Source organism: Streptomyces sp. NPDC101237 (assembly GCF_044767465.1).
In the GTDB taxonomy this organism is placed as follows: Bacteria; Actinomycetota; Actinomycetes; order Streptomycetales; family Streptomycetaceae; genus Streptomyces; species Streptomyces gramineus.
On record NZ_JBIWNY010000045.1, the window covers coordinates 16,317 to 35,535 of the forward strand.

At 71.9% G+C, this 19,219-nt stretch carries 13 protein-coding genes; 6 read left to right on the forward strand and 7 right to left on the reverse strand.

From position 1 onward, the window contains the following. Positions 1–67: 67 nt before the first annotated feature. Positions 68–856 (forward strand): hypothetical protein, encoded by a 789-nt coding sequence (locus ACIRQ9_RS38465; protein ID WP_404184854.1) that lies wholly within the window; start codon positions 68–70, stop codon positions 854–856. Positions 857–867: 11 nt separating this feature from the next. Here the strand turns inward: ACIRQ9_RS38465 and ACIRQ9_RS38470 are convergent, their stop codons facing one another. Beyond that, a complete protein-coding gene (locus ACIRQ9_RS38470) occupies positions 868–1,359 on the reverse strand; it encodes a MarR family winged helix-turn-helix transcriptional regulator (protein ID WP_404184857.1) in 492 nt (163 codons plus the stop codon). A gap of 277 nt (positions 1,360–1,636) precedes the next feature. On the opposite strand from ACIRQ9_RS38470, the gene ACIRQ9_RS38475 reads away from it, so the two are divergent. Further along, entirely contained in the window at positions 1,637–2,443 is an 807-nt protein-coding gene (locus ACIRQ9_RS38475) for a lysozyme (RefSeq protein ID WP_404184860.1), read from the forward strand. A gap of 70 nt (positions 2,444–2,513) precedes the next feature. Here the strand turns inward: ACIRQ9_RS38475 and lon are convergent, their stop codons facing one another. Further along, positions 2,514–4,928 (reverse strand): endopeptidase La, encoded by a 2,415-nt coding sequence (lon, locus tag ACIRQ9_RS38480; protein WP_404184863.1) that lies wholly within the window; start codon positions 4,926–4,928, stop codon positions 2,514–2,516. A gap of 258 nt (positions 4,929–5,186) precedes the next feature. Then, the gene (locus ACIRQ9_RS38485; RefSeq protein WP_404184866.1) at positions 5,187–6,017 is read right to left on the reverse strand and encodes a rhomboid-like protein; all 831 of its coding nucleotides are present in this window, start codon (positions 6,015–6,017) and stop codon (positions 5,187–5,189) included. 257 nt (positions 6,018–6,274) lie between these two features. Here ACIRQ9_RS38485 and ACIRQ9_RS38490 point away from each other — a divergent pair, with 257 nt between their 5' ends. From ACIRQ9_RS38490 to ACIRQ9_RS38505, 4 genes are all read left to right on the forward strand, one after another. Then, entirely contained in the window at positions 6,275–6,973 is a 699-nt protein-coding gene (locus tag ACIRQ9_RS38490; protein WP_404184868.1) for a spermidine synthase, read from the forward strand. Between the two features lie 110 nt (positions 6,974–7,083). Next, entirely contained in the window at positions 7,084–7,824 is a 741-nt protein-coding gene (locus ACIRQ9_RS38495; protein ID WP_351321817.1) for a response regulator transcription factor, read from the forward strand. Then, positions 7,821–8,927, forward strand: coding sequence for an ATP-binding protein (locus ACIRQ9_RS38500; RefSeq protein ID WP_404184871.1), 1,107 nt, complete (start codon positions 7,821–7,823; stop codon positions 8,925–8,927). Before ACIRQ9_RS38495 ends, ACIRQ9_RS38500 begins: the two co-directional genes overlap by 4 nt. A gap of 325 nt (positions 8,928–9,252) precedes the next feature. Then, complete coding sequence (locus ACIRQ9_RS38505) at positions 9,253–13,095, forward strand: multifunctional oxoglutarate decarboxylase/oxoglutarate dehydrogenase thiamine pyrophosphate-binding subunit/dihydrolipoyllysine-residue succinyltransferase subunit (protein WP_404184874.1); 3,843 nt, start codon at positions 9,253–9,255, stop codon at positions 13,093–13,095. A 69-nt stretch (positions 13,096–13,164) separates the two neighbouring features. Here ACIRQ9_RS38505 and fxsT read toward each other — a convergent pair whose 3' ends face one another. From fxsT to fxsA, 4 genes are all read right to left on the reverse strand, one after another. Beyond that, positions 13,165–16,170 (reverse strand): FxSxx-COOH system tetratricopeptide repeat protein, encoded by a 3,006-nt coding sequence (fxsT, locus tag ACIRQ9_RS38510; protein ID WP_404184877.1) that lies wholly within the window; start codon positions 16,168–16,170, stop codon positions 13,165–13,167. Positions 16,171–16,324: 154 nt separating this feature from the next. Further along, positions 16,325–17,722 carry an aKG-HExxH-type peptide beta-hydroxylase gene (locus tag ACIRQ9_RS38515; RefSeq protein ID WP_404184893.1) on the reverse strand — a complete coding sequence of 466 codons (1,398 nt, stop codon included), beginning with the start codon at positions 17,720–17,722 and terminating at the stop codon, positions 16,325–16,327. After that, positions 17,722–18,834 carry an FxsB family cyclophane-forming radical SAM/SPASM peptide maturase gene (locus tag ACIRQ9_RS38520; protein ID WP_404184896.1) on the reverse strand — a complete coding sequence of 371 codons (1,113 nt, stop codon included), beginning with the start codon at positions 18,832–18,834 and terminating at the stop codon, positions 17,722–17,724. Before ACIRQ9_RS38520 ends, ACIRQ9_RS38515 begins: the two co-directional genes overlap by 1 nt. 199 nt (positions 18,835–19,033) lie before the next feature. After that, on the reverse strand, positions 19,034–19,186 hold the full coding sequence (gene fxsA, locus ACIRQ9_RS38525) for an FxSxx-COOH cyclophane-containing RiPP peptide (RefSeq protein ID WP_351936624.1): 153 nt from the start codon (positions 19,184–19,186) through the stop codon (positions 19,034–19,036). Positions 19,187–19,219 lie beyond the last annotated feature (33 nt).

The following is a 19,219-nucleotide window of genomic DNA, read 5'->3' on the forward strand; positions in this document are numbered from 1 at the left end:
CGCGTGAATTCCCGGGCGGTTGCCAGCCTTTGGCGAAGATCGTGAAGGGGTCGTGCAGACTGGCCGGATGCGTACTGAAGTCGTTTCGGAGCCCGGCACCCCCGACCGCCCCAACGAGGACTTCGCCGGTGTCGGACTTCCCGCCTCGGGACAGGGGGGTTGCCTGATCGTCCTGGACGGCGTCACCCCGCCCCCGGACGGCACCGGGTGTCTGCATTCCGTCCCCTGGTTCACCGCACGTCTCGGTGGCGCACTGACCGAACTGACCGTTTCGGCAGCAGATCTGACACTGCGGGACATCCTCGGCCGGGCGATCCGGCGCACCGCGGACGCCCACGGTGGCACCTGTGACCTTTCTCACCCGCGCACGCCCCAGGCGACCGTCGTCCTGGCCCGCTGGTCCGCGGACACCCTGGAGTACCTCGTCCTGTCGGACTCCGCGCTGCTCCTGCGCGCTCCGGACGGCACGGTCACCGCGGTCCTGGACGACCGGCTCGACCGCGTCCCGCGCTCCTCGCTGGCCTCGGACGCGACCGCCGACGCCACGGTCCGCAACAAGGAGGGCGGCTTCTTCACGGCCGCCGCCGATCCCTCGGTGGCGGCCCGTGCGGTGACCGGGAGCGTGCCCCGGGGCCGGGTCGGCGCGCTCGCCGCCCTCACCGACGGGGCGACCCGCTGGACGGAGAAGTTCCGCGAGGGCGACTGGACCGCCCTCTTCGAGGTCGTGGCGGTGCGGGGGGCGCGGGCGCTCCTCGACCGGGTGCGGGAGCTGGAGGCGGCGGACCGGGAGGAGCGGGCGTTCCTGCGGCGGAGCAAGACGCACGACGACGCGACGGTGGTGTACGTCGAGTTCTGACGTCCGGGCGGCTACTTCTCCATCACGCCGTTGAGCTGGTGGAGCAGCCGCGCCAGTTCGGCGACCTCCCGGCGCGGCCAGTGGGCGAGCTGGCTGACGTACCGGCCGCGGCGGGCCTCGCGGACCGTGCCGACCCGGCGCCGGCCCTCGTCGGTGAGGGCGACCAGCCAGGCCCGGCCGTCGGCCGGATCGGGTTCGCGGGCGATCAGCCCGAGCTCCTCCAGGGCGCGCAGCTGGCGGGACATGGTGGCCTTGCCGACGCCGATGTAGGCGGCCAGTTCGGTGGCGCGCTGGCCGCCGTACTCGTCGAGCCGGACCAGCAGGCCGTACGCGGCGGTCTCCAGGTCGGGATGGACCTCGCGGGCCATCTCTCCCTGGCTGGCCCGGGCGCGGCGCAGCAGCACGGTCAACTCGCGTTCCAGGGTGAGGAATTCCTCGTCCGCACCGGTCGGTGTCAACCCGGTGGCGGCGCGCAGTCCGTCGCCCTTTTCGTCGTCGTGCACGTCAGCACCCCTGATCGGTTTCGCAGTCCTGAAAGTTTCCGTCAAACCCCGTCGTCGCCGCAGCTCGCCAAGTATTCCGCAGGCATGGACCGACGGCGGCCTCCGGACCCCCTCCCCCCGGCGTCCGCGGCCCGCGCGGCGCCTCCGGCAGGCCGAAGACGGCATGCGCACGCCACCGGCCGGCGGCACGCCGTGTGACCCCGCGTCGTGTCGCGCCCCGCGCACCGGCCGTCTCTGGCATATCTGGGATCCCCACCTCACCCCACGGAGGCACGTCATGTCCGTGCACAGACCCGCCCCCACTCTCCTCACCGGCCTGCTCGCGCTCCTGGTCGCGGCGGTCTCCCCGGTCCCGGCCCACGCCGACTCGGCCGCCCCCGCGCGCGGTTCGGCGTACATGGGCATGGGCGTCCTGGCCCACGACGGCCAGAGCGGCACGCCCAAGAGCAGCGACGCCACCCAGACCGAGGGCGTCGACGTCTCCGGCCACCAGGGCAACGTCGCCTGGCCCACCCTGCTGAAGAGCGGGGTCAAATGGGCGTACACCAAGGCGACCGAAGGGACGTACTACACGAACCCCTACTTCGCCCAGCAGTACGACGGCTCCGACGACGCGGGCATGATCCGCGGCGCGTACCACTTCGCGACCCCGGACACCACGAGCGGCGCCGCCCAGGCCGACTACTTCGTCGACCACGGCGGCGGCTGGTCCAAGGACGGCCGGACCCTGCCCGGCGCCCTCGACATCGAGTGGAACCCGTACGGCGCCGCCTGCTACGGCAAGTCCACCGGCGCGATGGTCAGCTGGATCACCGACTTCCTCAAGACCTACAAGGCGCGCACCGGCCGGGACGCCGTGATCTACACGGCCACCAGCTGGTGGAAGGACTGCACCGGCAACTACGGCGGTTTCGCGGCCGCCCATCCGCTGTGGATCGCCCGGTACGCCTCGGACGTGGGCACGCTGCCCGCCGGCTGGTCCTACTACACGGCGTGGCAGTACACGTCGTCGGGACCGACCGTCGGGGACCACGACAAGTTCAACGGGGCCCTCGACCGGGTGGTCGCCCTCGCCAAGGGCTGATTCCGCACGAAAGCCGGAGGGCCCGGGCCCCCTCGCGGGGACCCGGGCCCTCCTTCTCCGGCAGCGTCCGTCACGCCGCTGCCGGAACCTCCGGCACCGCGCCCTGCGTGGCGGGCACGAGCGCCAGCTCCAGGACCTGCCGGACGTCGGTGACGGCGTGGACGTCGAGCTTGTCCAGCACCTCCGCCGGGACGTCGTCCAGGTCGGCCTCGTTGCGCTTGGGGATGATGACGGTCGTCACCCCGGCGCGCTGGGCGGCGAGCAGCTTCTGCTTCACGCCGCCGATGGGCAGCACCCGGCCGGTCAGCGAGACCTCGCCGGTCATGGCCACGTCCGTGCGGACCAGGCGTCCCGACAGGAGGGAGGCGAGGGCCGTCGTCATGGTGACGCCGGCGCTCGGGCCGTCCTTGGGGACCGCGCCCGCCGGGAAGTGGATGTGCACGCCCCGCTCCTTCAGGTCGCCGACCGGGAGTTCCAGTTCGGCGCCGTGCGAGCGGAGGAAGGACAGGGCGATCTGCGCGCTCTCCTTCATCACGTCACCCAGCTGACCGGTCAGGGTCAGGCCCGCCGCGCCCGTCTCCGGGTCGGCCAGCGACGCCTCCACGAAGAGGACGTCGCCGCCCGCTCCGGTGACCGCGAGACCGGTCGCCACACCCGGGACCGCCGTACGGCGCTCGGCCGGGTCCTGGGCGGACTCGGGCACGTGGTGCGGACGGCCGATCAGCCCCCGCAGGTCCTCTTCCCCGACCGTGAACGGCAGCTCCCGCTCACCCAGTTCGTGCTGGGCCGCGACCTTGCGCAGCAGCCGGGCGATCGACCGCTCCAGGGTGCGCACGCCCGCCTCCCGGGTGTACTCCCCGGCGAGCTTGCGCAGCGCGCTCTCGTCGAGGGCCACCTCGTCCTCGCCGAGGCCGGTCCGCTCCAGCTGGCGCGGGAGCAGGTGGTCACGGGCGATGACGACCTTCTCGTCCTCGGTGTAGCCGTCCAGGCGGACCAGCTCCATCCGGTCGAGCAGCGCCTCCGGGATGGCCTCCAGGACGTTGGCGGTCGCCAGGAAGACGACGTCCGAGAGGTCGAGCTCGACCTCCAGGTAGTGGTCGCGGAAGGTGTGGTTCTGCGCCGGGTCGAGGACTTCGAGCAGGGCGGCCGCCGGGTCGCCCCGGAAGTCGGACCCCACCTTGTCGATCTCGTCCAGCAGGACGACCGGGTTCATCGAACCGGCCTCCTTGATCGCGCGGACGATGCGGCCGGGCAGCGCGCCGACGTAGGTACGGCGGTGGCCGCGGATCTCGGCCTCGTCCCGGACGCCGCCGAGGGCGACCCGGACGAACTTCCGGCCCATCGCGTGCGCGACGGACTCGCCGAGCGAGGTCTTGCCGACACCGGGCGGGCCGACGAGCGCCAGCACGGCACCGCCGCGCCGCCCGCCGATGACCCCGAGCCCCCGGTCGCTGCGGCGCTTGCGCACCGCCAGGTACTCGGTGATCCGCTCCTTCACGTCCTGGAGACCGGCGTGCTCGGCGTCCAGGACCGCCTTGGCGCCCTGGATGTCGTACGCGTCCTCGGTCCGCTCGTTCCAGGGCAGTTCCAGGACCGTGTCCAGCCAGGTCCGGATCCACGAGCCCTCGGGCGACTGGTCGCTGGACCGCTCCAGCTTGTCGACCTCCTTGAGAGCGGCCTCGCGGACCTTCTCCGGCAGGTCGGCGGCCTCCACCCGGGAGCGGTAGTCGTCGGACTCCTCGCCCTCCTTCTCGCCGTTCAGTTCGCGCAGCTCCTTGCGGACCGCTTCGAGCTGGCGGCGGAGCAGGAACTCGCGCTGCTGCTTGTCGACGCCCTCCTGGACGTCCTTGGCGATCGTCTCGGCCACGTCCTGCTCGGCGAGGTGGTCGCGCAGCTGCTGGGTGGCGAGCTTCAGCCGGGCCACCGGGTCGGCGGTCTCCAGCAGTTCGATCTTCTGCTCGGTGGTCAGGAACGGCGAGTAACCGGAGTTGTCGGCGAGCGCGGAGACGTCGTCGATGGCCTGCACGCGGTCCACGACCTGCCAGGCGGCGCGCTTGCGCAGCCAGGCGGTGGCGAGGGCCTTGTACTCCTTGACCAGTTCGGTGACGTGACCGGGCACCGGATCCGGGACGTTCTCCTCGATACGGGTGCCCTCGACCCACAGGGCGGCACCCGGACCGGTGGTGCCGGCGCCGATGCGGACGCGGTAACGGCCGCGGATCAGCGCGCCCGGGTCGCCGTCGGCCAGCCGGCCGACCTGCTCCACGGTGCCGAGCACACCGGTGCCCGGGTAGCTGCCGTCGACCCGCGGGACCAGCAGCACCCTGGGCTTGCCGGGCTCGTTGCGGGCGGCGGCCTGGGCGGCCTCCACGGCGGCACGTACATCGGGGTCCTTGAGGTCCAGCGGGACCACCATCCCGGGCAGCACGACCTCGTCGTCGAGCGGCAGCACAGGGAGGGTGAGTGATGCGGACGTGGAAGCCATGATCTCCCCTTCGGCATTGAACTTGAGCTATGCCGACTCAATGCATGTGAGCCACTGAATGTTCCCGGGGCCGCGTTCGCTGTGAGCGATCGCCCGCTGACCTGCCGACACCGCGAGAACACCGACCGCCGCGCCCTCATTCCGGGTGGGTTCACAGCACCCCCGAAGGGGCGCGGGGAACGGCGCGACCAGCCACGACGGCGCGGCACCGGCCATGCCACCCGAGGCGGCACCGCCCCCCGGCAAGGGCACCGGCGGTCAGGAACCGCCGAAGCGCCGGGCCCCGGAGACGTCGGCCGGCCCGGACTGCGCGTGTTCGCGGTGCCAGCGGCGCACCACCGGCCACAGGGCCGTCCCGATGGACAGCGAGATCAGGTGACCCCAGTTGGTCACCGGGTCCTGGAAGGCGACCAGGTCCATGACGAGGCTGTAGCCGACCAGCGCGAGCAGCGGCCGGCCCAGCCACGGGGTGAGCAGGCCGCACAGGGCACCGACGCCGGCGGCCACGCCGTAGCTGATGCCGTAGTCGAGGCGGTGCAGGGAGGTGCCGGGAAGCCGGCCGGCCAGGACCGCCAGGCCCACCGGGATCTCGGTGGCGAGGGTGGCCAGCACGTGGCCCGCCAGGAAGACGAGGATCGCGCGGGCGCCGCCCATCCGCCGTTCCAGGGCGGTCAGGACGAGCACGAAGGCGACCGCGTACGGGGAGAGCAGGCCGCCCGCGACCCACATCGCGCTGGCCAGCAGGACGAAGGCCGGCGTGCGCGACAGGTGGGCGACGTCGGTGCTGGAGTCCTGGTAGACGGCGTGCAGCAGGCCGGGTCCCGCGTACTCGGCGAAGAGCGAGGTGAGGGCCAGGAGCACCGTGTAGAAGAAGGTGACCGGCGTGCCGGCGGGCGTGGGCAGCAGCCGCCAGGGGCGCATCGCCGGGACGGTGCGCGGGATCACCGCCGCCGGGAGGGCGAGCGGGCCGCGCTGCCGCGGGAGCCCGTCCAGCAGGACGGCGGCCTCGGCGGTGGGCACCGGTGCGGGCGCGCCCGCGGGAACGGGCTGCGGCACGGGCGGCGACGCGGCCCCGGCGGTCCGTTCCACGGTCAGGCGCTCCTTCCGTCTCACCTCGCCAGCCTTGGCCGTCCCCCGACCGGCTGTCTATGACCGAAGCCACCCGGCGAGCGATTCACAGGATTTTCTGAAGAACCGTGCGGCGTTGCGAGGAACCATACGAGCCGCCCGCGGCCGCCCCCGGACGCGAAGCGCCGGGCGGCCCCTCGAACGAGTGACACCGGGACCACCGTCCGACACCCGTAATTCGCGTGGCCGCAAAGCCGCGTTGGGGCAGGATGGCCGGCATGGCGGACATCATCGACAGGACCTCCGCGGACGACGGCCCGCCCGTGGTCCTGGACCGGCGCGAGGGACCGTACGGCGAGGTGGTGCTGCGCCGGCACGGCGGGCTGCTGCAGATCATCGCCAACGGCTGCTTCCTGATGGACACCTCCGACGGCCGCTCGGAGCGGCTGCTCGTGGACGCGGCCCTGCACGCGCTGGACGGACGGGCGGGACCGGCCGTATTGATCGGCGGTCTGGGCGTGGGGTTCTCGCTGGCGCATGCCGCGCGGGATCCCCGCTGGGGCCGGATCACGGTGGTGGAGCGGGAGCCGGCCGTCGTCGGCTGGCACCGGGAGGGCCCGCTGTCCCCGCTCTCCGCGGGCGCGTTCGCCGATGCGCGCACGGAGATCGTCGAGGACGATCTCGTCGCCTACGTCAATGAGACTTCCGACACTTTCGACGCGTTGTGCCTGGACATCGACAACGGACCGGGCTGGACGGTCGACGAGGACAACGAGGGCCTCTACTCGCCGGCCGGACTCGCAAGCTGTGCAAGAGTGTTGAAGCCGGGCGGGGTGCTCGCCGTGTGGTCCGCCCAGCCCTGTGCCGCGTTCGAGGAATCCTTGCGGAATGCCGGGTTCAAACAGGTGCGTACCGAAGAGATCCCGGTTGCCCGGGGCGTTCCGGACGTCGTTCACCTCGCCGTCCGCCCTGGATAGCGAGTGCGCCGCCTGTCCCCGTAGGGTGCATCCCTGACGCGGATCATTCAAGCGTCAATCGCAGTCATGGGATCACCCCACTGGTTCCGGAAAGCACACAGGGGCGGGCGATGGAGCAGACACACACCTCCCACAACGGCACGGCGACGGCTTCTCCGGGCGCCCAGCGCCGGGTTCTGGTCGTCGAGGACGACGCCACGATCGTCGACGCCATCGCGGCCCGCCTGCGCGCCGAGGGATTTCTCGTGCAAACCGCGGGCGACGGACCGGCGGCCGTCGACACCGCCGAGGCCTGGCAGCCCGACCTGCTGATCCTCGACATCATGCTGCCCGGTTTCGACGGCCTGGAGGTCTGCCGCCGCGTGCAGGCCCAGCGGCCGGTGCCGGTGCTGATGCTCACCGCGCGCGACGACGAGACCGACATGCTGGTCGGCCTCGGGGTCGGCGCCGACGACTACATGACCAAGCCGTTCTCCATGCGGGAGCTGGCGGCCCGGGTGCACGTCCTGCTGCGCCGGGTGGAGCGGGCGGCCGTCGCGGCCTCCACGCCCCGGTCCGGCATCCTGCGCCTCGGCGAGCTGGAGATCGACCACGCGCAGCGCCGGGTGCGGGTGCGCAGCGAGGACGTGCACCTCACGCCGACCGAGTTCGACCTGCTGGTGTGCCTGGCCAACACCCCGCGCGCGGTGCTCTCCCGTGAGCAGCTGCTCGCCGAGGTCTGGGACTGGGCGGACGCCTCGGGCACCCGCACGGTCGACAGCCACATCAAGGCGCTCCGGCGGAAGATCGGCGCCGAGCGGATCCGCACCGTGCACGGTGTGGGCTACGCACTGGAGACACCGACGCCATGAACGCCGGGCCGGCCGGACCGAGGGGCCCCGGGGAGGAGCCCTGGGGCACCGTGCGCCCGTTCTCGATCAAGACCAAGCTCGGCGCGCTGGTCGTCGTCTCGGTCCTGATCACCACGGGCCTGTCGATGATCGCGGTGCACACCAAGACGGAGCTGCGCTTCATCACGGTCTTCTCGATGATCGCCACGCTGCTGATAACGCAGTTCGTGGCGCATTCGCTCACCGCGCCGCTGGACGACATGAACGCGGTGGCCCGGTCCATCTCGCAGGGCGACTACACGCGCCGGGTGCGCGAGAACCGCCGGGACGAGCTGGGCGACCTGGCCGAGACGATCAACGTCATGGCCGACGAGCTGGAGGCCCAGGACCGCCAGCGCAAGGAGCTGGTGGCGAACGTCTCGCACGAGCTGCGCACGCCCATCGCGGGCCTGCGGGCCGTCCTGGAGAACGTCGTCGACGGGATCGCCGAGCCGGACACCGAGACCATGCGCACGGCCCTCAAGCAGACCGAGCGCCTCGGGCGGCTGGTGGAGACCCTGCTGGACCTCTCCCGCCTGGACAACGGCGTCGTACCGCTGCGCCAGCGCCGCTTCGAGGTGTGGCCGTACCTGTCGGGCGTGCTCAAGGAGGCCAACATGGTCGCCGGGGCGCGCGGCCTGGCCTCGAACTCCGGCAGCCACACGCGTAACGACGTCCACCTGCACCTGGACGTCTCGCCCCCGGAGCTGACCGCGCACGCCGACCCGGAGCGGATCCACCAGGTGGTGGCGAACCTCATCGACAACGCGGTCAAGCACAGCCCGCCGCACGGCCGCGTGACCCTGAAGGCACGGCGCGGCCGTCAGCCCGAGTCACTGGAGCTGGAGGTCCTGGACGAGGGCCCCGGCATTCCGCGCTCGGAGTGGCACCGCGTCTTCGAGCGCTTCAACCGGGGAGCCGTACGACGGCCGCACGGGCCCGGCAGCGACGGCGGCACGGGGCTCGGGCTGGCGATCGCCCGGTGGGCGGTCGATCTGCACGGCGGCCGGATCGGCGTGGCCGAATCCGAGCGGGGCTGCAGGATCATCGTCACCCTCCCAGGACCTTCCTCCGTGCCAAGTTGACGTAAAGTTCGCATCGAGGCCTCAAGATCCACCGGTGGTCCCGCGGCCGTCGCCTCAGCGGGGCCCGCGTGAGCAGGTGCGGTTTCCGCGCACGTGGCGACGGGTACCCGGGCGAGCCGATCAACGGCCCGGCTCCGCCCTGCCCGTTTCTGTCCTCTCCTAGCGGAACCACGCTTGTTTCCCGCCATTTCAAGCCCCGAAACACGCTTTCCGATGTGACTTACACGACGATGAACGGGCCCGACCTGACCTTCACGGTCTGGGAGGCGTAGCCTTTATTCCCGCTGTCCATCACCTTGTGAAGCGGAAGAGGGCGGTTGCCGCCGTGTCGCCACAGTCCCCCAGTAACTCGAGCATCTCGACCGACGCAGACCAAGCGGGCAAGAACCCCGCGGCCGCGTTCGGACCGAACGAGTGGCTCGTCGATGAGATCTATCAGCAGTACCTCCAGGACCCGAATTCGGTAGACCGTGCCTGGTGGGACTTCTTCGCCGACTACAAGCCGGGGGCGCCCGCCGCCTCGGCTCCGGCGGGTACCGCGGCCGCGGGGGCCGCGGGCACCGCGACGCCCGCGCAACCGCAGGCGCAGCAGGCGGCGGCTCCGGCCGCGCAGGCACCCACCACGCCCGCGCCCGCCGCCCCGGCTCCCGCCGCGCCCGCCCAGGCCGCTCCGGCCGCTCCGGCCGCTCCCAAGGCCGCTGCGCCCGCACCGGCGCCCGCGAAGCCCGCGCCCGCCGCCGCGGCTCCTGCCGCCGCGAAGCCGGCCGCCGCGAAGGCCGCGCCCGCCGCCCAGGCGCCCGAGGGTCCCGAGCTGGTCACCCTGCGTGGCCCGGCCGCGGCCGTCGCGAAGAACATGAACGCCTCGCTGGAGCTGCCGACGGCCACCTCGGTCCGCGCGGTCCCGGTGAAGCTGCTGTTCGACAACCGGATCGTCATCAACAACCACCTCAAGCGCGCCCGGGGCGGGAAGATCTCCTTCACGCACCTGATCGGCTTCGCGATGGTGCAGGCGATCAAGGCCATGCCGTCGATGAACCACGCGTTCGGCGAGAAGGACGGCAAGCCGACCCTGGTCAAGCCGGCCCACATCAACCTGGGCCTGGCCATCGACCTGGTGAAGCCCAACGGCGACCGCCAGCTGGTCGTCGCGGCCATCAAGAAGGCCGAGACGCTGAACTTCTTCGAGTTCTGGCAGGCCTACGAGGACATCGTCCGTCGCGCCCGCGACAACAAGCTGACGATGGACGACTTCACCGGTGTCACGGTCTCCCTGACCAACCCCGGCGGCCTCGGCACCGTCCACTCCGTCCCGCGTCTGATGCCCGGCCAGTCGGTGATCATGGGCGTCGGCTCCATGGACTACCCGGCGGAGTTCCAGGGCACCAGCCAGGACACCCTGAACAAGCTCGGCATCTCGAAGGTCATGACGCTCACGTCGACCTACGACCACCGGGTCATCCAGGGCGCCGCCTCCGGCGAGTTCCTGCGCCAGGTCGCCAACCTGCTGCTCGGCGAGAACGGCTTCTACGACGACATCTTCGAGGCCCTGCGCATCCCCTACGAGCCGGTCCGCTGGCTCAAGGACATCGACGCCTCGCACGACGACGACGTCACCAAGGCCGCCCGTGTCTTCGAGCTGATCCACTCCTACCGGGTCCGCGGCCACGTCATGGCCGACACCGACCCGCTGGAGTACAAGCAGCGCAAGCACCCCGACCTGGACATCATCGAGCACGGCCTCACCCTGTGGGACCTGGAGCGCGACTTCGCCGTCGGCGGCTTCGCCGGCAAGTCGATGATGAAGCTGCGCGACATCCTCGGCGTGCTGCGCGACTCGTACTGCCGCACCACCGGCATCGAGTTCATGCACATCCAGGACCCCAAGCAGCGCAAGTGGATCCAGGACCGCGTGGAGCGCCCGCACTCCAAGATGGAGCGCGAGGAGCAGCTGCGTATCCTGCGCCGCCTGAACGCGGCGGAGGCCTTCGAGACCTTCCTGCAGACGAAGTACGTCGGCCAGAAGCGCTTCTCCCTGGAGGGCGGCGAGTCCGTCATCCCGCTGCTCGACGCGGTGATCGACTCCGCGGCCGAGTCGCGTCTGGACGAGGTCATCATCGGCATGGCCCACCGCGGCCGCCTGAACATCCTCGCGAACATCGTCGGCAAGTCGTACGCGCAGATCTTCCGCGAGTTCGAGGGCAACCTCGACCCGAAGTCGATGCACGGCTCCGGCGACGTGAAGTACCACCTGGGCGCCGAGGGCACCTTCACCGGCCTGGACGGCGAGCAGATCAAGGTCTCGCTGGCCGCCAACCCGTCCCACCTGGAGACGGTCGACCCGGTCATCGAGGGCATCGCCCGCGCCAAGCAGGACATCATCAACAAGGGCGGCACGGACTTCACGGTGCTGCCGGTGGCGATCCACGGCGACGCGGCCTTCGCGGGCCAGGGCGTGGTGGCCGAGACCCTGAACATGTCGCAGCTGCGCGGCTACCGCACCGGCGGCACGGTCCACATCGTCATCAACAACCAGGTCGGCTTCACCGCGGCCCCCGAGTCCTCGCGCTCCTCCATGTACGCCACCGACGTGGCCCGCATGATCGAGGCCCCGATCTTCCACGTGAACGGCGACGACCCGGAGGCCGTGGTGCGCGTCGCGCGCCTCGCCTTCGAGTTCCGCCAGGCGTTCAACAAGGACGTGGTGATCGACCTCATCTGCTACCGCCGCCGCGGTCACAACGAGTCGGACAACCCGGCCTTCACCCAGCCGCTGATGTACGACCTGATCGACAAGAAGCGCTCGGTGCGCAAGCTCTACACCGAGTCCCTCATCGGTCGCGGCGACATCACCCTGGAAGAGGCCGAGCAGGCCCTGCAGGACTACCAGGGCCAGCTGGAGAAGGTCTTCACGGAGGTCCGCGAGGCCACCTCGCAGCCGGCCGCCTCGGACGCGCAGGCGCCGCTGGACGGCTTCCCGATCGCCGTTCCGACGGCCATCTCCACCGAGGTCCTCAAGCGGATCGCCGAGTCCCAGGTCAACATCCCGGACTACTTCACCGTCCACCCGCGTCTGCTGCCGCAGCTGCAGCGCCGGGCGGCGATGATCGAGGACGGCACGATCGACTGGGGCATGGGCGAGACCCTCGCCATCGGCTCGCTGCTGATGGAGGGCACCCCGGTCCGGCTCTCCGGCCAGGACTCCCAGCGCGGCACCTTCGGCCAGCGGCACGCGGTCCTCATCGACCGCGAGACGGGCGCCGACTACACCCCGCTGCTGTACCTGTCCGAGGACCAGGCCCGCTACAACGTCTACAACTCGCTGCTCTCCGAGTACGCGGTGATGGGCTTCGAGTACGGCTACTCGCTCGCCCGTCCGGACGCGCTGGTGATGTGGGAGGCCCAGTTCGGCGACTTCGCCAACGGCGCCCAGTCGGTCATCGACGAGTACATCTCGGCGTCCGAGCAGAAGTGGGGCCAGACCTCCGGCGTCACGCTGCTGCTCCCGCACGGCTACGAGGGCCAGGGCCCGGACCACTCCTCGGCCCGCATCGAGCGCTACCTCCAGCTGTGCGCGCAGAACAACATGACGGTGGCCATGCCCACCCTGCCGTCGAACTACTTCCACCTGCTGCGCTGGCAGGTGCACAACCCGCACCACAAGCCGCTGATCGTCTTCACCCCGAAGTCGATGCTGCGTCTGAAGGCGGCGGCCTCCAAGGCGGAGGAGTTCACCAGCGGGCAGTTCCGCCCGGTCATCGGCGACGACTCGGTGGACCCGGCCGCGGTCCGCAAGGTCGTCTTCTGCACCGGCAAGGTCTACTACGACCTGGAGGCCGAGCGGCAGAAGCGGGGCGTCACCGACACCGCGATCATCCGCCTGGAGCGGCTGTACCCGCTGCCGGGTGCGGAGATCCAGGCCGAGGTCAACAAGTACCCGAACGCCGAGAAGTACCTGTGGACCCAGGAGGAGCCGGCGAACCAGGGTGCGTGGCCGTTCATCGCCCTCAACCTGATCGACCACCTGGACCTGGCGGTCGGCGCGGACGTCCCGGCCGGCGAGCGCCTGCGCCGCATCTCCCGCCCGCACAGCTCCTCCCCCGCCGTCGGTTCCGCGAAGCGGCACCAGGCCGAGCAGGAGCAGCTGGTGCGCGAGGTGTTCGACGCCTGAGCCGTCGCCGCACAGTGAAGGGCCCGGCCCCCGTGACGGGGGCCGGGCCCTTCGCCCTTCCGGCCCGCCTCAGCTGGCCTGCGGTTCGAAGTCCCAGTAGGGGCGGTTGCGGGAGCGGGCGGAGACGGTGTGGACGTGCTGTTTGCCGAGGGTCGCCTCCAGGTCGGAGAGGGCCTCCTGCTCGACCTTCTCCGCCTGCTGGCGGGAGCGCAGCCCGCGCAGGTCGGCCGCGTGGGCGACGCGGGCGGACAGGGTCAGGGGGTGGGTGCGCCCCAGGGTGTCGGTGGCCCGCGCGATGGTGAGCCTGCTGAGTTCGGCCGCCGACTCCGTCTCGCCGATGAGGTTGCGCAGCCCGGAGGCGTTGACGGCGCACCCGAGGGTGTAGGGGTGCTCCTCGCCGACGGCCTCCGCCATGTCGGCGAGGGCCTGTTCGATCAGGACGTGGGCGTGTTCGCGTTCGCCGACGTTGCGCAGGATCAGCGCCTGGTTGGCGCGGGCGCCGAGGATGAACGGATGGCCCTCGGGGAGCAGTTGCTCGTACCGGGCCAGGACGGACTCGCTGGTCTCGCGGGCCAGGTCGATGTCGCCGTGCTCCCGGTTGAAGCAGCTGTGGCTGACCGCGGCGGCCAGGGTGCCGAAGTGGGTGTCGCCGAGCCTGCGTTCGTACCCTTCCAGTACCTGGGTGAGCAGGGTGCCGGCCGCGGCCCGGTCCCCGGTCCTGAGCTGGCAGAGCGCCAGGTTGTGCTCGGCGCGCAGGGCGTCCGGGTTGCCCTTGCCGCCGACGTTGCGGTACTCGCGCACGTTCCGTGCCTGGATGGACTCGGCCTCGGCGTAGCGGCCCAGCAGCCTGAGGTCGATCGAGTAGGACACCTCGGAGAACAGCGTGAACAGGTGCCGTCCCGTCAGTACGAGGCGGCGGGTCTCCAGGGTCTCCTGGTCGATCCTCCGGGCCTCCTCGTACTGGCCGCGCAGCCGGTGGACGAAGCCCAGGTTGTTCAGGGCGCTGAGGGTCCGGGAGTCCTGTTCGCCGAGGAGTTCCCGGTAGGCCGGGTACAGCCACTGGTACAGCGCCAGCGCCTCGTCGTACTTGGCCAGGCTCCACAGGTCGGCCCCGAGTCCGTTGGCCGCCCGCAGGTAGTCCAGGTCCCGTTCGCCGCGCTCGCGGCGCAGGTGCTCCATGGCGCCGCGGCCGAGTTCCTCGGTCTCCGCGAACCGTCCGGCGGACCGCAGGAGGTTGGCGTAGTGGTGGGTGGCCTCCCAGACCCGGGGATGGGACTCGCCCAGCAGTTCCCGCCAGGCGGTGACGGTGCGCCGGCCGAGCTTCCAGCCCGAGGTGTACTCGCCCGCCCACCACATGTAGCGGAGGCAGTTGAGGACGAGCAGCTGGACCTTGCGGTCGGTGCTGTTGAGGACGTCGGCGTACTTCAGGTGCGGGACCAGCTCGGCGTACGCCTCCCAGTTGCGGGTGTCCGTGGGCCGTCCCGGGTCGGCTTCGGCCAGGGCGCGCCGCACCACGTCGACGAAGTCCTGGCGGTCCGCCTCGGGCATGTCCTTGCCGACGATCTGGTGGACCATCCGGTGCAGGTAGAGCGACTCGCCGGGTGACGGGGTCTCCTCGACGCCGATCTCGTGGGACTCCAGGCGCACCACGGAATAGGTGCGCAGCTGGTTGATGGCCTTGTTCCACAGCAGCGGATCGTCCAGCAGCCGGGTCAGCTGCTCGGGCAGGTCGTCGTGCGACATCTCCCGCAGCATGCGGACCGGGATGAAGCCCGGTGCGAAGAACGTGCACAGCCGGAGCAGGTCGACGGATTCCGGGACCGTCTCGCGCAGCTTGTTGAGCAGTATCGCCCAGGCCGTCTGGAAGGCCACCGGGAAGTCGGCGGACACCTTGACGACGTCCGGGTCGACGCCGTCCTCCAGCAGTTCGATGTACTCCTCGACCGACAGGTCGGAGTCGTTCAGCCAGCCCGCCGTCTGGTCCAGCAGCAGGGGGAGGTCCTCCAGGACCTGGGCCAGCTGGTCGGCGTCGGCGTCCGTCAGGCGCGGGGCGCGGCGCCGGATGAAGGCGACCGACTCGTCACGGTCGTACACCGCCACCTCCAGCAGCTTGCTGTTGTGCTCGCCCCACTCGGGGTTGCGGGAGGTGATGATCACGTGGCCGGGGCCGGTCGGCACCAGGTCCCAGATCTGGTCGGGTTCGTCGGCACCGTCCAGGATCAGCAGCCAGCGCGAGAACGGGGTGCCCCGGCGGAGCGAGTCGCGGACCGCGCGCAGCCGCTCACCGTACTCGTCACCCGTGGCCAGGCCGAGTCTGGTGGAGAGCTCGGCCAGCAGCCGGCGGTAGGTGACCCGGCTCTCCGCGTTGACCCACCACACCACGTCGTACTCGGAGCCGAAGCGGTAGACGTACTCGGCCGCCAGCTGGGTCTTGCCGACCCCGGGCATGCCGTGCAGGGTCAGGACGCCGGCGCCCGGCTCGCTGTTCTGGAGCAGGTGGTAGGCGCTGTTCAGCAGGGGCTCGCGGCCCGTGAAGCGGGTGTTGCGGCGGGGCACCCCGCCCCACACCTCGGGCATCGCGGCCGGGAAGCGCGGACCGCGCGCGTTCTCGGCGGTCTGCCTGCCGTCGTCCGGCAGGTCGAGCCGGTCCAGCAGCCGCCGCTCCGCCTCGTCGGCGCCCATGTTGGTCAGGTCGACCGCCCCCAGCACGGCCACGGCCGAGGGCACCGGGCTGTTGGTGACGGACACGGCGGCGAACCGGGTCGGGTCGGGGGCCACCACCTCGCGCAGCGCCGCGTTCCACTCGTCGAAGGTCCGCGGTCCCAGCTGGAAGTAGCGCTCGCTGACCAGGATCAGGATCCGGCCCTCGGCCAGGGAGAGTCCGCGCAGGAGGTCCACCAGGGACTCCTCGGCCGGGGAGTCCCAGCGGACGTAGACGACCCGGACGCCCCGCCGCTCCAGCCTGTCCCCGATCCACGCCGCCCAGGCCCGGTTGAACCCGGCGAAGCTGATCGTGACGGTCTGCCTCGCGGCCCCCCTCTCGGTCGGCCTGACCGGCGTACGAGTTTCAGACATGCGACGGCCTCCACGCGTAGTCATAAAATCCTAGAGCGTCGCCGCGGCTCTGGGGAGTACGGCGGCCGCGCAAGCCAGGACCGGGTCTCCCCGGCCGCCGTCCGAAACCGCACCTCGGCCCGTCGATCTTCGCGCAGTGCGGCCTGAGAAGTCGTCATTTCCGGTATTCACCACGGGGTTGCCGCTGGGTCCACAGCGCACGCACGGCTTTCACGTACGCCTGCGCGCGCGCCGTGTGTCCCCGGGGCGCGGGCCGCTCGCCGTGCCGTTCGTGGGCCGCGGCCATCGCCTCGACGAAGCGGCGGCCGAGGGGGGTGAGGTCCGGGGAGCCGGCCAGGGCGGGCAGGGCGGCGCCGACCTGGGCGTGGTAGCGGGCGTACTGGGCCCACGCCCCCTCGGCGCGCGCCGCGTCCACGGCGAGGGCCCGGCGCTGGAAGAAGTCCGCGAGGGCCAGATGCGCGTACGCGCCCTGGAACAGGCCGTCGTACGGCCGCGGATCGGGACGCCAGGGTGCGAAGTACCGTGCCGCGGGGCCCGCCCGGTGCAGTTCCACCATCTCGCTCAGGGCCGCCAGCTTGGTGTGCTGCAACTCGTGGACGAGCGTGGCCGCGAAGGCGACCGGAGTCGCGGGGACGCTGCTGAGCAGGGCCCCGAAGGCCTCGCGCCTGGTCCCGCTGCAGCTGCCCCGGCCGCCCGCGCCCGGCGGCATCTCCAGCGGGACCAGACAACGCAGCAGCGTCAGCGTCTCCAGCAGTCGCGGTTCGCCGCCGGAGCGCAGCGCGGCGGCCGTACCGGACCAGGTGTGCAGCCACCGTTTGCGTGCGGCCTCGTCGGGACCGGCCGGGCCGCTCAGCGCGTACTGGTCGGGTTCGCGGGGCGGGACCCGGTAGGGGTCGAGGTCGTCCAGGGGCATGGGGGCCGCCCCGGGGACCAGGCCCGGCAGGGCGTAGGCCGGGGTCCAGGCGGGCGATCCGGACCAGGCGCCGCCGCCCTGCTCCAGCCGGACGGTGGTCCGGCCGAGCGTCATCCGGCCGTCCCGGCAGGTCACCCGGACCCGTGCGTCGCCGCTCTCCGCCGTGCGCAGGGCGCCCAGCGACGGAAGGACGAGGACGCCGTCGCGGGCGGTCAGTGCGGTGCTGAAGGGGATTCCGGCGCGTGCCGCGGCCACCGCGGTCACCGCGCTGAAGTAGGCGAGGTCGTGGGCGAGTTCGCGACGCGGGCCGGGGCCGGGCGGAGCGCTCCGCGGGTCGAGGCGGGTGAGGCAGCGGCGGGCCCAGGGGCCCATCAGCGGATCCCTGAGCCTGGCTCGCGCCGGCCGGTCCGCGGCGGCGGCCCGGTCGGCCTCCGCCAGCAGCGCCCAGTCGTCCCTCAGCCGTGCCCGGGCCGCCGGAGGGCAGATCGCCGGGTCCGCGGCCTGCGCCGCGTCCAGCACCGCGCGCAGCAGGAGCAGCCGCCGGGTGTCCTGGTCGCGGACCAGCAGGCCGAGCGTGCCGGCGCCGCCCTCCGTGCGGCCGAGTTCGGCGAGTGCCTCGTCCGGGACCTCCGGGAGGATCACGGGGTGCCCCCTTCGCGCGCGGCCGCGGCCGGCTTCGCGTCCGCGGCGAGCCGTCCCGCCACGTGCCGGATGAAACGCTCCAGGTCCGCGCAGTACACCGAGGGGTTGCGGAAGCCGTGTCCGGCCCGGTACCGGTGCGCGTAGTGGCCGCCGCCGCAGACGGTCAGCACGGGACAGGCCCGGCACGCGGCGGCGAGAGCGGCGGTGCCGGCCTGGCGGGCGGCCACGCCGGGGTGGCGGAGCGCCTCGTCGAAAGGATGCCGGAAGACGTCCAGGCCGGTGCGCGCCGCGCCCTCGTACGCCGATTTCAGCGAGTCGACCTGCTCGATCGAACCGTCGGTCTCCACCACCAGCGCGTCGAACGGGGTCAGGCCGAGCGACTCGGTGGCGGCAGGCAGCCCCAGCAGCAGGGCCAGGCACTCCTCGAAGAGCCGTACCCGGGTCTCCCGCCGCCCGGCCGACCACCAGCGGTCGAAGACGGCGCAGAGCCAGTCGCCGTATCCGGGGCCCCGCGCGTGCGGCGGCGGCGCGGACCAGTTGGCGTGCGGGAGCAGCAGGTCGAGTGCGGGCGGCCGGAGTTCGAGGAGGGAGTCGTACGTCTCGACCGGGTCCGGCCGCGGGTCCACGACGGTCAGGATGCCCGCGTACGACTCCGGGAAGCGCTCGGCGAGCAGCCGTGCCCCGCGCGCGGCCGCGGGCCAGGACGGGCGTCCGGCGTGGTCGACGCGGCGCGCGTTGTGCTCGGCGCGGCCGCCGTCGAGGCTGATGCCGACCTGGATGCCGTGCCGGGCCAGGACCGTGAGGCGGTCCTCGGTGAGGAGGGTGGCGTTGGTCTGGACGGTGGCCCGGACCGTGCAGCCGGCGGGGACGCGGGCGCGGACGGCGTCGGTGAAGCGGCCCAGGGTGCCGGCGCCGGCCAGCAGGGGTTCGCCGCCGTGCAGGACCAGGGAGACCGTGGACAGGGCGTGGGCGCGGGCGTGTTCGGCGATGCGGTCCGCGGTGCGGTCCAGGACCTCGGGCGGCGGGGCGGCGGGGCGGGTGCGCCAGGTGTGGTCGGGGCCCTCGTAGAGGTAGCAGTAGGTGCAGGCCAGGTTGCAGCGGCCGTGCATCTTCACGATGAACTGGCGGAAGGGGTGACCGGTCGCGGACACTCCAGCACCCCCATGCCGTACGCCTTTCCACCCGTGTCAGGCCGCATTCCCGGTCGGTGGCCGGACGCAAACCCGGATCGATCGAAGTTGCCCATTTCTAGCCGCACTTGCGACCTCATTTGACCGGAGGCGCTCATCTTTGACAGCGCCAGGTGGCTCACATCGCGTTGTTGAAGCCCCAGAGCATCTCGCTCGGCCGCTCGGCCCGTTCACGCAGACTCTCCAGGACCTCGCTCAGCACCGGGTGCTGCACGGTCCGCAGCTCCTCCAGGTCCATGTCCAGCAGCTCCGGCAGCGGCTCGTCCGCCATGGTGTCTCCCCGTCCCTCTCCCTGTGGTCCTCG

Coding starts and splice junctions, on each gene's coding strand:
- ACIRQ9_RS38495 (WP_351321817.1), top strand. CDS start 7,084: ATGGAGCAGACACACACCTCCCACAACGGCACGGCGACGGCTTCTCCG.
- ACIRQ9_RS38500 (WP_404184871.1), top strand. CDS start 7,821: ATGAACGCCGGGCCGGCCGGACCGAGGGGCCCCGGGGAGGAGCCCTGG.
- lon (WP_404184863.1), bottom strand. CDS start 4,928: ATGGCTTCCACGTCCGCATCACTCACCCTCCCTGTGCTGCCGCTCGAC.
- fxsA (WP_351936624.1), bottom strand. CDS start 19,186: ATGGCGGACGAGCCGCTGCCGGAGCTGCTGGACATGGACCTGGAGGAG.
- ACIRQ9_RS38490 (WP_404184868.1), top strand. CDS start 6,275: ATGGCGGACATCATCGACAGGACCTCCGCGGACGACGGCCCGCCCGTG.
- ACIRQ9_RS38465 (WP_404184854.1), top strand. CDS start 68: ATGCGTACTGAAGTCGTTTCGGAGCCCGGCACCCCCGACCGCCCCAAC.
- fxsT (WP_404184877.1), bottom strand. CDS start 16,170: ATGTCTGAAACTCGTACGCCGGTCAGGCCGACCGAGAGGGGGGCCGCG.
- ACIRQ9_RS38475 (WP_404184860.1), top strand. CDS start 1,637: ATGTCCGTGCACAGACCCGCCCCCACTCTCCTCACCGGCCTGCTCGCG.
- ACIRQ9_RS38520 (WP_404184896.1), bottom strand. CDS start 18,834: ATGCACGGCCGCTGCAACCTGGCCTGCACCTACTGCTACCTCTACGAG.